We start from the raw sequence: 12,873 nt of genomic DNA, 5'->3' as shown, positions 1-12,873 counted from the left end.
ACTCATGACAGAGCGAAAGGTTGCCCTGGTAACCGCAGCCGCAGGTGCGGGCATCGGCGCCGCAATCAGCAAACGCCTCGCCGCAGACGGGTTCGACGTGGTGGTGACCGACGCCCACGAGCGTCGCAGTGCACAGCTTGCCGAAGCGCTGACCGAGCAACACGGTCGGGACTTCACCTCCCTCGTTCTCGATGTCACCGATCCCGCCGCGATAGAGATCGCGATGGACCGTGTCGTGTCCGAGCGCGGTCGACTCGATGTGCTGGTCAACAACGCCGGCTGGTCGAAGATCGAGCCCGTGGCCGAGATGTCCTTGGAGACGTGGCAGCGCTGTATCGATGTCGACCTGACTGGAACCTTCCTGGGCCTGCGTTACGCGCTGCCGCACATGATCAAGGCAGGTTCCGGGTCGATCGTCAACATCAGCTCGATTGCTGCCTACGAGACCTCGACCGAGCATGGTGCGGCGTACTCCGCGGCGAAGGCCGGCGTCCTGGCACTGACGCGTGTGGCCGCGGCAGAGAACGGGAAGCACGGCGTCCGCGTCAATGCCATCACCCCGGGGCTGATCTACAACGACTTCCTGCGCAGGATCTACCCTGACGAGTTCTTCAGCGGGTATGCCGAGAAGCGCTCCTTGGTCGGCCGCATCGGCCAGCCGGACGACATCGCCAACCTGACCTCGTTCCTCGTTTCCGACCAGGCCGGCTACGTCACGGGTGAGGTCTACGGGATCAGCGGGGGAGTGTATCCACATGGCTGAGCGGCCGGTCGGCGGCGACCTGCCATGGCGCTCGGTGGCCGAGCTGCTGGCGGGATACCGTAGCAAGGAGCTCAGCCCTGTCGAGGTCACCGACGGCTTCCTCGCCCGTATCGAGGAGCTCGACCCGCAGCTGCACTCCTTCGTCCGGGTCACCGCGGAAATGGCACACGAGCAGGCTCGCGAAGCCGAGCAGGCCTATGCCGAAGGCAGGCAGGTCGGTCCACTGGCCGGAGTGCCGATCTCGGTGAAGGATGCCTTCCACATCAGTGGCGTGGTCACCACCCTCGGCTCACGCGTGTACCGCGACCAGGTCGCAAAGCAGGACTCGGGTGTCGTCCGACGGTTACGTGGTGCCGGTGGCGTGTTCCTCGGCAAGACCAACACCGCCGAGTTCGGCCAGTCGGCGACAACAGACAACCTCTTGGGGCCAGACACGGGCAACCCGTGGGACCCGACCCGGACGCCCGGTGGGTCCAGCGGGGGCGCAGCTGCCTCGGTCGCGGCAGGGCTGGCAACGGTTGCGGTCGGCTCCGATGGCGGCGGGTCCATTCGGATCCCGGCCGCGTTCACCGGGCTCTACGGCCTCAAGCCATCACCGGGGGTGGTACCGGACGAAAAGGGCTTCCGCGCGATGACCGACTTCGTAAGTGCCGGCCCGCTGGCCTCTCGGGTGGCTGACGCCCGGGTCATGTTGAGCGCGCTCGCCGGCCGAGACTTCGACCGGCGGTCCGTGGCACGAGCTCTTCGGGTCGGGTACTGTCCTGCACCCGAGGGACGGCCGGTGGATCCGGGGGTTGCGGCAGCGGTCGAGCACGCGTCCCAGGCACTGTCGTCACTGGGTCACGTCGTCACCCTCACCGACCTGCCGTTGCGGGGATGGGATGAGATCTTCGGTCCTCTCGTGCTCGACGACGAGCACCGCGAGCGCGGCCACCTGCTGGAACGTTTCGCCGACGAGCTCACCCGCTACGAGCGGTCATCGCTTCGAGCCGCCCTCAAACTCGACCCTGCAGACGTGCAGCGCGCCCACGACGCGCTGCCGGAGTACCGGCGGCGCATCGACCAGCTGTTTGACCACTACGACGTACTGTTGACCCCGACGACCGCTGTCCCAGCCTTTCCGCTCGGGCAGCGGCCGAGCCAGATCAACGGTCAGGACGTCGACGCGCTGTGGGGTGCGTTCCCGTTCGCCGTGCCTTTCAACACCGCCGGTGTCGCCGCGGCCTCACTGCCCTGTGGCTTGGCCGACGGGCTGCCTGTCGGCGCACAACTGGTGGCTCGCGCAGGTCGCGAACAGATCCTGCTCGACATCTCCGAAGACCTCGAGGAAGCGGTTGGCTTCGATCGCACCGAGATGATGCAGCGCTGGTTGCTTGCGCAAGGGTCCGTTGCCCGATGACTGTCGGCTTGGCCACACAGCGACACGGCAGCGTTCTGCACCTGGTGCTCGACGCACCGAAACGCCGCAATGCCCTGACCCGCGACATGCTCCACGGGCTGGCCGAAGCGCTGACCGACATCCCTGACGACGTGACCGGGCTCGTCCTGCGCGGGGAGGCAGGCAGCTTCTCCGCCGGAGCCGACTTCGCGGAGCTGAACGGAACGAAGGACGACATCGCGTATGACGACGACGTCACGCGAGCGCGGACCGCGATCCTGCAGTGCCCGCGGGTCGTCGCGGCCGCCATCGAGGGGCCCTGCCTGGGGGCCGCCGCCGACATTGCCCTCGCGTGCGATCTGCGCGTCATCGCCGAGGACGGCTACGTCCAGGTGCCGGCGGTCCGGTTGGGGTTGCTCTACAGCCCCGATGCCCTTGAGCGGCACGCCCGCACCTACCCGATCGATGTGGTTCGGCGACTGTTTCTCCTCGGTGAGCGGTTCAGCGGTCCGGCGGCCTCGGCAGCCGGGCTGGCCACCTCAGTGGTCCCGCACGGCGCGACGACCGCCCACGCCACCGAGGTTCTCGCGCGGATCACCCGAGCTGAGCTCGCCGCAGTCGCGGCCACCAAGGGCTTCCTCGATGCGGTGGTCACCGACAACGTCGACCCGGTTGGCTGGGAGCGACGACGTATCGAACTGCTCGACTCACCGGCCAGACGCCGAGCGATCCAAGCCGCCCACGATCACCACGTGGACCGTGAGTCGACCACCACCACGAGATGAAGGAGCCACGATGAGCAAAGCCCTGGACCCGCGACGTGCGAACGAACCACGCGACTTCTTGGCCATCGAAGGCCTGCTCGATGACGACGAGCGCGCGATCAAGCAGACGGTACGACGCTTCGTCGAGGATCGCATCCTGTCAGACATCGCTGGGTGGTATGAGGCAGGGGTCTTTCCCCGCGAGCTTGCGAAGGAGATGGGCAGCCTGGGCCTGCTGGGAATGCATCTGGAGGGCTACGGCTGCGCTGGTACGAACGCGGTGAGCTATGGCTTGGCCTGTCTCGAGCTCGAGGCAGGCGACTCCGGATTCCGTAGCTTCGTGTCCGTGCAGGGCTCGTTGGCGATGTTTCCCATTCACGCGTTCGGCTCTGATGAGCAGAAGCAGGAGTGGTTGCCGCGGATGGCTGCGGGCGAGGCGATCGGCTGCTTCGGCCTCACCGAACCCGACTCGGGGTCCGACCCGAGCAGCATGCGCACCGTCGCCCGCAAGGACGGCTCCGACTGGGTGCTCAACGGCACCAAGATGTGGATCACCAACGGCGGCATCGCCGATGTGGCCGTGATCTGGGCCCGCACCGACGAAGGCATCCGCGGCTTCGTCGTCCCCACGCAGACGCCTGGGTTCACCGCCAACAACATCCATGCCAAGGCCTCGCTGCGAGCCTCGGTCACCTCAGAACTGGCGCTCGAGGATGTCCGCCAGCCGGAGTCGGCGGTGTTGCCTGGCGTCGTCGGGCTCCGCGGCCCGCTGTCATGCCTGAACGAGGCGCGCTTCGGGATTCTGTTCGGGGCGGTCGGGGCCGCCCGTGCCTGCTACGAGGCAGCCCTCGACTACAGCCTGAGCCGTCAGCAGTTCGGCAAGCCCATCGCCGGCTTCCAATTGGTGCAGCGCAAGCTCGTCGAGATGATGGTCAGCGTCAACCGGTCCACCTTGGTTGCGCTACACCTTGGCCGGCTCAAGGACGCCGGACGGCTCACCCCTGCCCAGGTCAGCTTCGGCAAGATGGACAACGTTCGTCAGGCGGTCGAGGTCGCCCGGGAGGCACGTAACAGCCTTGGCGCCAACGGGATCACCCTGGAGTACCCGGTCATCCGGCACATGACCAACCTCGAGTCCGTCTACACCTACGAGGGCACCAACGAGATCCACACCCTCACGCTCGGTCAGGCGATCACCGGACTGGCGGCGTTCCGATGAGCGACCCGACACGCGCTCTCGCCGACCTGGTCGACACGGACCTGGGCACCCACACCGCGTCATACGACGAGGCCGCGGCGATCCTCTATGCACTGGCCGTCGGTGCTCCGGAGGACAGGCTGGACCTGGTCTACGAGCGAGACCTGCGAGTTCTGCCCACCTACGCCTGTGCTCTTGGGTTGTGGGCAGTCGAGGCTGCGGGCCGACTGGGAGCCTACGATCCGACCCGCTCGCTGCACGCAGCCCAGCGACTTGTGGTGCACCGTCCCATGCCGAGCTCCGGACAGATCGAGATGCGCGGCCGGGTCGCGGCCGTCCTGGACAAGGGCAAGGCCGCCCTGGTACAGGTCGAGGTGACCTCGCGGGAGTTCTCCGCCACCTACGACATCTTCCTGCCGGGCTTGGGCGGCTTCGGTGGGGAACGAGGCCCGTCGAGCTCTGCGGCCGAACCCGTCGAGATGAACCACAGCGACCACTACGCGACCAGTAGGGGACTGGCGGTCCTGTACCGGTTGACCGGCGACCGGCACCCGGTGCATATCGACCCCGAAGTCGCGGCCGCCAACGGGTTCGCCCGACCGATCTTGCACGGGTTGTGCACGCTTGGCATCGCCACCCGAATCCTCGCCGGTCAGACCGGAGCCCACCCTGCAGATCTCACCGAGCTGAGCGTCCGGCTGACGGCACCGGTGCTGCCCGGCGACGAGATCGAGGTGCGGTCGGGGGTTCGTGACGGCGTGGTCCGTTTCGAAGCCAAGGTCGGTGAGACCGCCGTGCTCAGAGCCGGCACCGCCCGGTTCAGTGGAACCCGATGAACGAGCAGAGGACGTGACCTGCGGACGTGCTGACCTACTCAGGCGACCCCAACCCGCGAGAGGTACGACGCGCCCTGCATCGGGCGGCGCTCGGCCGCAGTCTGTCGGCCGAAGAGCTCGTACCGCTCCTGGCGGTGCGCGGAGAAGCGCTGACCGAGCTCTGCGGGATCGCCGCAGGGATCCGGGACCGCGCCCTGGCAGACCAGGGACGACCAGCCACGATCACCTACTCGAGGAACGTGTTCGTGCCGGTCACCCGACTGTGCCGGGACCGCTGCCACTACTGCACTTTCGTCCAGCCGCCCGCCAAAGTCGCCGAGCCGTACCTGTCGCCCGACGAGGTCCTCGACATCTGTCGGGCGGGCGCCACCGCCGGATGCAAGGAGGCGCTGTTCACCCTGGGTGACCGACCGGAGGCCAGGTGGCCCGAGGCGGCCCAGTGGCTGGAGAGCAAAGGGTATGCGTCGACGATCGACTACCTGCGCTCGCTCGCGATCAAGGTGCTCGAGGAGACCGGTCTGCTACCGCACCTCAACCCGGGGGTGCTCTCGTGGGAGGAGCTGCAACGGCTCAAGCCGGTCTCGGCCTCGATCGGGATGATGCTCGAGACCACATCGGAGCGGCTGTTCTCGGAGCCGGGCAACTGCCACTATGCGTCGCCTGACAAGGAGCCGGCAGTCCGGTTGCGGACGCTGCACGACGCCGGACGGGTCAGTGTCCCGTTCACGACCGGACTGCTCGTGGGCATCGGGGAGAACCTGCAGGAGCGCGCAGACTCGGTGCTCCAGCTCCGCACCATCGCCCGCTTGTACTCGGGGATCCAAGAAGTGATCGTCCAGAATTTCCGGGCCAAGCCGGACACCGCCATGCGGGCAGTTCCCGACCTCGCGCATGAGGACTACCTCGCCATGATCGCCGTCGCCAGGATCGTGCTTGGCCCGGGGGTCTCGATCCAGGCACCGCCAAACCTCACAAAACCGGAGTCCCTTGCCGACCTGGTCGCAGCAGGTATCGACGACTGGGGTGGTGTATCTCCGGTGACCGTGGACCACATCAACCCCGAGAGGGCGTGGCCACACGTGGATACGCTGCTGAGCGCCACTCAAGATGCCGGGTTTCGCTTGATGGAGCGACTGGCTGTGCGGCCCGAGTTCGTGCTCCGAGGGGAGCCGTGGATCCATCCGAGAGTGGCCGACCATGTGGCCGCGCTCGTCGACCCGGCGACCGGTCTGGCCCGTGAGGGCTCCGAGGTGATCGGGCGGCCGTGGCAGGACCGGGCCGCCCCACCAGACGACCCGGGTGGCGAAGCAACCTCGGGCGTGGCGTCTTCCGGCCGGACGGACCTGCACGTCGCAATCGACCGTGAAGGGCGTCGGACGATGACGCGCAGCGACCAGGACGCCGAGGGAGGAGCCTTCGGGAACTGGGAAGCCGTACGAGCCGAAGCCCGACGAGTCGCCGCGCCGACGCGGCTGCCCGCTGACGTGAAGGCGGCGTTGGCGGCGGCCGAGAGCCGTCCTGGTGCGCTCTCCGACCGCGAGGCTCTCGCTCTGGCCTCCTGCGACGGAGCGGCGCTGCGCCACCTGTGCTCGATCGCGGACGCGCTCCGGGCGGACATCGTGGGGGATGACGTCACTTTTGTGGTCAACCGGAACATCAACTTCACCAACGTCTGCTACACGGGATGCCGCTTCTGTGCGTTCGCCCAGCGTCGTGACGACGCGGACTCATACACCCTGTCCCTGGACCAGGTCTTCGAAAGGTCCCGGGAGGCTTGGGAGGTCGGTGCCACAGAAGTCTGCATGCAGGGAGGCATCGACCCACGAATGCCGGAGACGTACTACTTCGACCTCGCTAAGACGGTGAAATCCGCGGCACCAGAACTGCACCTGCACGCCTTTTCCCCGATGGAGGTCATCAACGGCGCCACCCGGATGGGGATCCCGGTGAAGGAGTGGCTGCAGCGCGCCCGCGAAGCCGGCGTGGACTCACTGCCGGGGACGGCCGCGGAGATCCTGGACGACGAGGTCAGGTGGGTGCTCACCAAGGGGAAGCTCCCGACCTCTGCGTGGGTCGAGGTCATAACCACCGCGCACCGGCTCGGCATCCCCACCACCGCGACGATGATGTACGGGCACGTCGACCATCCTGGTCACTGGGTGGCGCACCTGAAGCTCTTGGCACGGATCCAGGCCGAGACCGACGGGTTCACCGAGTTCGTACCACTGCCTTTCATCCACCACAACGCGCCCATCTACCTGGCCGGGCTGGCTCGGCCCGGGCCCAGCCAACGCGAGAATCTCGCCGTGCACGCCCTGGCACGGATCATGTTGCACGGCCTTGTCGACCACGTGCAGTGCTCGTGGGTGAAGCTTGGCCCGAGTGGGTGTGCCACGATGTTGGGCTCTGGAGCCGACGACCTCGGCGGGACGCTGATGGAGGAGACGATTAGCCGGATGGCCGGGTCGTCCTTCGGATCACTGAAGTCCGTAGCCGAGATGCGGTCCATCGCGGATATCGCGGGACGGCCGCTTCGCCAGCGCACCACGACCTACGGGGTGGTGCCGACGGAGGCTGCGGGACGCACGGCGAGGTTCGACGACTTCGTGGAGCGCAGCCGAAGGTCGCTGCCCTTGGTCGGGAGCCCTCCATGCCGGTGAGGCCCCCCGTACGGCGTTCACGGTAGACAAGTCCATCGATCCATTGGACAGTAGCCATTCCCAGAACACCGAGGGAAGGCTCGAAGCGGCCCCCCACATCGAGGGCGGCGAGAGGAAAGCGAATGAAGATCGGCTACAAGGCGTCGGCTGAACAGTTCGGCCCCAAGGAACTTGGCGAGTACGCCATACTGGCCGAACGACTCGGCCTTGACTCGGTCATGATCTCCGACCACTTCCAACCGTGGCGACTCACAGGCGGTCACGCGCCCAGCGCCCTGGGCTGGATGCCTTGGGTTCTGGCCCGTACCGAGCGGGTTCTGGTCGGGACCTCGGTACTCACCCCGACGTTCCGCTACAACCCGCCCGTCATCGCCCAGACGTTCGCGACCATGGGGTGCCTGGCTCCCGGCAGGGTGATGCTCGGGGTTGGCACGGGGGAGGCCCTCAACGAGATCGCCGTTGGCTCCGTGGCAGACGGGGAGTGGCCGGAGTTCAAGGAGCGTTTCGGCCGACTGCGTGAAGCGGTGCGCCTCATCCGGGCCCTGTGGACCGAGGAAGAAGTGACATTCGACGGCGACTACTACCGGGCTGTCGGGGCAAGGATCTACGACCGTCCGGATGAGCTGCCCGCCATCTATGTCGCCGCCGGGGGACCGATGGTGGCGCGGTACGCCGGGCGGGCCGGTGACGGCTTCATCTGTACCTCTGGCAAAGGTTCCTCCCTCTACTCGGATGCCTTGCTGCCAGCGGTCGCCGAGGGTCGACAGAAGGCTGGCCGCGGCGTGGAAGGGCTCGACAGGATGATCGAGATGAAGATCTCCTACGATCGGGATGCCGAGCGGGCGGCCGAGAACTGCCGGTTCTGGGCACCGCTGTCGCTCAGTGCCGCGGAGAAGCACTCGATCGCCAGTCCCGAGGAGATGGAGACCGCTGCGGACCGCCTGCCCTTGGAGACCGTGACGAAGCGCTGGATAGTCACCTCGGACCCTGCCGAGGTCGTCGCACGAGTGAAGGAGTACACCGATCTCGGTTTCTCCCACCTCGTCGTCCACGGGCCGGGCCATGACCAGGAACGCTTCCTCACCAGTTTCGCCGAGGATGTGGTCCCGGGGCTGCGCGAGCTCGTCCCGGGGCAGCCGTGGGCGTGAGCGGGCGGCGGAGCCAGCTTGGGGTGGCTCCGTGCTGATCTCACCGAGCATCCTGTCCGCCGACTTCGCCAACCTCGAGGCGGAGCTGCGGCGGATCGAGAATGCCGACTGGGCCCACGTCGACGTCATGGACAACCACTTCGTGCCCAACCTCACCCTGGGGCTGCCCGTCGTCGAGGCGCTGCTCAAGGTCAGCCCGATCCCGATCGACGCGCACCTGATGATCGAGGATCCCGACCGCTGGGCACCGATGTACGCCGAGGCCGGTTGCGGCTCGGTCACCTTCCACATCGAGGCCGCCCACGACCCGCGCGGCCTCGCGCATGCCATCCACGCCGCGGGCGCCCGCGCCGCCATGGCGCTGAAGCCGGCCACGCCGTTCGCGCCGTACGAGGAGCTGCTGGCCGACCTCGACATGGTCCTCGTCATGACCGTCGAGCCCGGATTCGGCGGGCAGTCGTTCATGGTCGACCAGCTGCCCAAGGTGCGCGAGGTCCGCGACGCCATCCGTCGCCGCGGCGGGCAGGTCTGGGTCCAGGTCGACGGCGGCGTCAGCGCCGAGACGATCGAGCAGTGCGCCGACGCCGGCGCCGACGTCTTCGTCGCCGGCTCTGCCGTCTACGGCGCGCCGGACGCCGCCGATGCCGTGGAACACCTTCGTGCACTCGTACGGCACCACGTGTCCCATCACACGAGCCTCGGCTAGGACCGCATCCCGGTCGAGTGCCATAATGCGAAGTACGTGCTCCGGGGTCGGTGTAATTCCGAGCCGGCGGTGACAGTCCGCGACCCGGCCGCAGCCAGCGGTCGGCTGACCTGGTGAAACTCCGGGACCGACGGTGAAAGTCCGGATGGGAGGCAGCACGGGTTTGGCGTGAGCCTCGGTCGCAGGACCGGTGCACACGCCGGATGTGGTGTTTCCTTCCCCCGGAGTTCGGCCCAGGATTCGACCGGACACCCGAGGAAGCCCAGATGGACGTGCTGCGCTGGCTCTACGAGGCGAGCATCCCGATCGGCGGCTACGAGCTGCACTGGCTCGAGCTGGTCGGGGTCCTGTTCGGCCTCGGCTCAGCGGTCGGCGGCCTGGTGCGGCGAGTCTGGGCCTGGCCGGTCGGGATCATCGGCAACGTCCTGCTCTTCTTCGTCTACATCACGGTGACCTTCGACGTCCAGGACGGGCGGGCACCGCTCTTCGGCCAGTCCGGCCGGCAGATCTTCTTCATCCTGACCAGCGTCTACGGCTGGTGGCGCTGGCGGCAGGTCCAGCGCCTGGACGGGCGGGACTCGTCGAGGCCGGCGATCACACCCCGCTGGGCGACCGCTCGGGAACGGCTCGGCATGGCAGTCGTCTGGGTCGCCGGACTGGTCGTCACGCAGTGGGTCTTCGCCACCATCGGGGCCGGCTGGCCGGCACCCAGGTGGTACTACTGGTGTGACGCGTGGATCTTCATCGGCTCGATGGTCGCGACCTACGCGATGGCACGGGGCTGGAACGAGTTCTGGCTCTGCTGGATCGGCGTCGACCTCGTCGGGGTGCCCCTGCTCGTGCACTCCGGCTACCTGCCGACCGCCGTGCTCTACGCCGTCTACTCGGTGTTCGTCATCTACGGCTTCGTCGTCTGGCTGAGGGCCTCTCGCACCGAGAGCCCGACCCCCGAGCCGGAAGCTGCGCGGCTGGCATGACCATGACCCTTGACAGCCGGTGGATGGAGCGCGCGCTCGAGCTCGCGGCGCTCGGGCCGTGGCCGGACCCGAACCCCCGGGTCGGCTGCGTCCTGGTCGACGGCGCGGGTGGTCTCCTCGCCGAGGGGGTCCACCGGGGTGCCGGCACCGCTCATGCCGAGGCGGACGCCCTGGCGCAGGCCGGTGCGCGCGCCCGCGGCTGCACGGCCTACATCACCTTGGAGCCCTGTGCCCACACCGGACGCACCGGACCCTGCGCAGAAGCGCTCGTGGCTGCCGGGGTCAGGGCGGTCGTGTACGCCCAGACCGACCCCAACCCCGCGGCAGCAGGCGGAGCCGAGGTGCTGCGGCGGGCCGGAGTACAGGTCGTCGGCGGCTGTCGCGCGGCGGACGCCGAGGCGCTCAACGAACGGTGGGCCCGGACCGTCCGGCTCGGTCGGCCGCTCGTGACCTGGAAGTTCGCCGCGACCCTCGACGGTCGCAGCGCGGCGGCCGACGGCACGAGCCAGTGGATCACCGGCGTCGAGTCGCGCGCCGACGTGCATCGGCTGCGCGCCGAGCGGGATGCGGTGCTGGCCGGCACCGGCACGGTGCTCGCCGACGACCCGCGGCTGACGGTGCGCGACCCCGACGGGCGACCTCTTGAGAACCAGCCGCTGCGCGTCGTCATGGGGCGCCGGCGCGTGCCCCCCGGCGCCCAAGTCGCAGCCGGCCCGGGAATCCTTCAGAGGCTGCCGACACACGACCCCTCCGAAGCCCTGGCGACCCTGTGGGACAGGGGTGTCCGGGACGTCTGGCTCGAGGGTGGGCCGACGCTGGCCGCGGCGTTCGTCCGTGCCGGCCTCGTCGACGAGGTCTATGCCTACCTCGCGCCTGCGCTGCTCGGGTCAGGAGCACCGGCCGTGGGCGACCTCGGCATCACCACCATGGCCGGCATCTGCCGGCTGCAGATCAATGACGTGCGCGTGATCGGGTATGACGTGCGCATCCACGCTGTGACGAAGGAGTAGCGATGTTCACCGGAATCGTCGAGGAGCTCGGCACCGTCACGAGGATCGATCGAGGGCCCGACTCCGCGGTCCTGCGGATCGAGGGGCCCCGCGTCGTGGCCGACGCCGTCCGGGGAGCCTCCATCGCGGTCAACGGCGTGTGCCTGACCGTGACCGACCACGACCAGTCGGGTTTCGTGGTCGATGTGATGGCCGAGACCCTGCGGCGCAGCTCGCTCGGCTCCCTCGCGCCGGGTGACCGGGTCAACCTCGAGCGCGCACTGGCGGCCGACGGCCGGTTCGGCGGGCACGTCGTGCAGGGTCACGTCGACGGCACCGCGGCCATCGGCGCGCGGACCCCGGGGGAGCGCTGGGAGGACGTCGAGCTCGTGCTCGACCCGACCCTGGCGAGGTATGTCGCCGTGAAGGGCTCCGTCACGGTCGACGGGGTGAGCCTGACCGTGACCGGCGTGTCGGACGCCGGCTTCTCGGTCTCCCTCATCCCGACCACGCTGGAGCTGACGACCCTGGGCCGCAAGGGGGTCGGTGACATCGTCAACATCGAGGTCGACGTCCTCGCGAAGTACGTCGAGCGGCTGCTGCCGGCCCGAGCACAGGTGGACGCCACTGCAATGGAGGTGCGGTCATGACCTGTGACCTGTCCACCATCGAGGAGGCCCTGCACGCCCTCGCGCAGGGGCGGCCCGTCCTCGTCCTCGACTCGGCCGACCGGGAGAACGAGGGCGACGTCGTGCTCGCCGCCAGCACCGCCACGCAACACTGGCTCGCCTGGACGATCCGGCACTCGTCCGGCTACCTCTGCGCGCCGACGACCGTCGAGGTCGCCGACCGCCTCGAGCTGCCCCTCATGGTCGCCGACAACCGCGACCCGCTCCGCACCGCCTACACCGTCTCCGTCGACGCGGCCGAGGGAGTCACGACCGGCATCAGCGCGGCAGACCGCACCCGCACCGTCCAGGTCCTCGCCGACCCGGCGAGCAAGCCGACCGACCTGGTACGACCCGGCCACGTGCTTCCGCTGCGGGCCAAGACCGGCGGTGTCTTCGCCCGCCCGGGGCACACCGAGGCAGCGACGGACCTGACCCGGCTCGCAGGACTGCCACCGGTCGGCGTCATCGGCGAGCTGGTCCACGACGACGGCCGGATGATGCGCTATGACGCCGTCCTCGACCTGGGTGATGCCCACGACCTGCCCGTCATCACCATCGAGGAGCTCATCGAGTGGCGCCGGCGCCACGCCCGCGTCGCCCGGCTGGCGACGCCCCGCATCCCGACTGCGCACGGCACCTTCACCGCCCACGGGTACCGGGACACCTTCACGGGCGAGGAGCACGTCGCCCTGATCAGCCCACGCGGGCTGGGCCGCGGCCCCGTCCTGACCCGGCTGCACTCCGAGTGCCTGACCGGCGACGCGTTCGGCTCGCTGCGCTGCG

The 12,873-nt window shown here is 68.6% G+C and carries 12 protein-coding genes and 1 riboswitch; all 12 genes read left to right on the top strand.

The window, feature by feature from the left end; translation table 11 throughout:
- The first annotated feature begins 4 nt into the window (after positions 1 to 4).
- Positions 5 to 763 (top strand): SDR family NAD(P)-dependent oxidoreductase, encoded by a 759-nt coding sequence (locus L0H79_RS00060; RefSeq protein ID WP_301482473.1) that lies wholly within the window; start codon positions 5 to 7, stop codon positions 761 to 763.
- Positions 756 to 2,162, top strand: coding sequence for an amidase (locus L0H79_RS00055; protein ID WP_301482472.1), 1,407 nt, complete (start codon positions 756 to 758; stop codon positions 2,160 to 2,162). Before L0H79_RS00060 ends, L0H79_RS00055 begins: the two co-directional genes overlap by 8 nt.
- Entirely contained in the window at positions 2,159 to 2,926 is a 768-nt protein-coding gene (locus L0H79_RS00050; protein WP_301482471.1) for an enoyl-CoA hydratase/isomerase family protein, read from the top strand. Before L0H79_RS00055 ends, L0H79_RS00050 begins: the two co-directional genes overlap by 4 nt.
- 10 nt (positions 2,927 to 2,936) lie before the next feature.
- Entirely contained in the window at positions 2,937 to 4,124 is a 1,188-nt protein-coding gene (locus tag L0H79_RS00045) for an acyl-CoA dehydrogenase family protein (protein ID WP_301482470.1), read from the top strand.
- On the top strand, positions 4,121 to 4,939 hold the full coding sequence (locus tag L0H79_RS00040) for a MaoC/PaaZ C-terminal domain-containing protein (protein WP_301482469.1): 819 nt from the start codon (positions 4,121 to 4,123) through the stop codon (positions 4,937 to 4,939). Before L0H79_RS00045 ends, L0H79_RS00040 begins: the two co-directional genes overlap by 4 nt.
- A gap of 26 nt (positions 4,940 to 4,965) precedes the next feature.
- Positions 4,966 to 7,599, top strand: coding sequence for a bifunctional FO biosynthesis protein CofGH (locus tag L0H79_RS00035; RefSeq protein WP_301482468.1), 2,634 nt, complete (start codon positions 4,966 to 4,968; stop codon positions 7,597 to 7,599).
- A gap of 122 nt (positions 7,600 to 7,721) precedes the next feature.
- Positions 7,722 to 8,747, top strand: a complete 1,026-nt coding sequence (gene fgd, locus L0H79_RS00030; RefSeq protein ID WP_301482467.1) for a glucose-6-phosphate dehydrogenase (coenzyme-F420) — start codon at positions 7,722 to 7,724, stop codon at positions 8,745 to 8,747.
- A gap of 31 nt (positions 8,748 to 8,778) precedes the next feature.
- Complete coding sequence (gene rpe, locus L0H79_RS00025) at positions 8,779 to 9,453, top strand: ribulose-phosphate 3-epimerase (protein WP_301482466.1); 675 nt, start codon at positions 8,779 to 8,781, stop codon at positions 9,451 to 9,453.
- Positions 9,454 to 9,485: 32 nt separating this feature from the next.
- Positions 9,486 to 9,616, top strand: a riboswitch (FMN riboswitch).
- A 103-nt stretch (positions 9,617 to 9,719) separates the two neighbouring features.
- On the top strand, positions 9,720 to 10,430 hold the full coding sequence (locus L0H79_RS00020; protein WP_301482465.1) for a nicotinamide mononucleotide transporter family protein: 711 nt from the start codon (positions 9,720 to 9,722) through the stop codon (positions 10,428 to 10,430).
- Positions 10,427 to 11,440: a bifunctional diaminohydroxyphosphoribosylaminopyrimidine deaminase/5-amino-6-(5-phosphoribosylamino)uracil reductase RibD gene (gene ribD / locus L0H79_RS00015; protein ID WP_301482464.1), complete on the top strand. Its 1,014-nt coding sequence runs from the start codon at positions 10,427 to 10,429 to the stop codon at positions 11,438 to 11,440. Before L0H79_RS00020 ends, ribD begins: the two co-directional genes overlap by 4 nt.
- 2 nt (positions 11,441 to 11,442) lie before the next feature.
- The gene (locus L0H79_RS00010) at positions 11,443 to 12,069 is read left to right on the top strand and encodes a riboflavin synthase (RefSeq protein ID WP_301482463.1); all 627 of its coding nucleotides are present in this window, start codon (positions 11,443 to 11,445) and stop codon (positions 12,067 to 12,069) included.
- The coding region (gene ribB, locus L0H79_RS00005) for a 3,4-dihydroxy-2-butanone-4-phosphate synthase (protein ID WP_301482462.1) at positions 12,066 to 12,873 on the top strand (808 nt) is incomplete at its 3' end. The genes L0H79_RS00010 and ribB, both read left to right, overlap by 4 nt.

This window comes from Intrasporangium sp., from assembly GCF_030452765.1.
Classification (GTDB): domain Bacteria; phylum Actinomycetota; class Actinomycetes; order Actinomycetales; family Dermatophilaceae; genus Intrasporangium_A.
The sequence above is the reverse complement of the archived record's forward strand: the minus strand, read 5'-3'. Positions and strand labels throughout refer to the sequence as shown.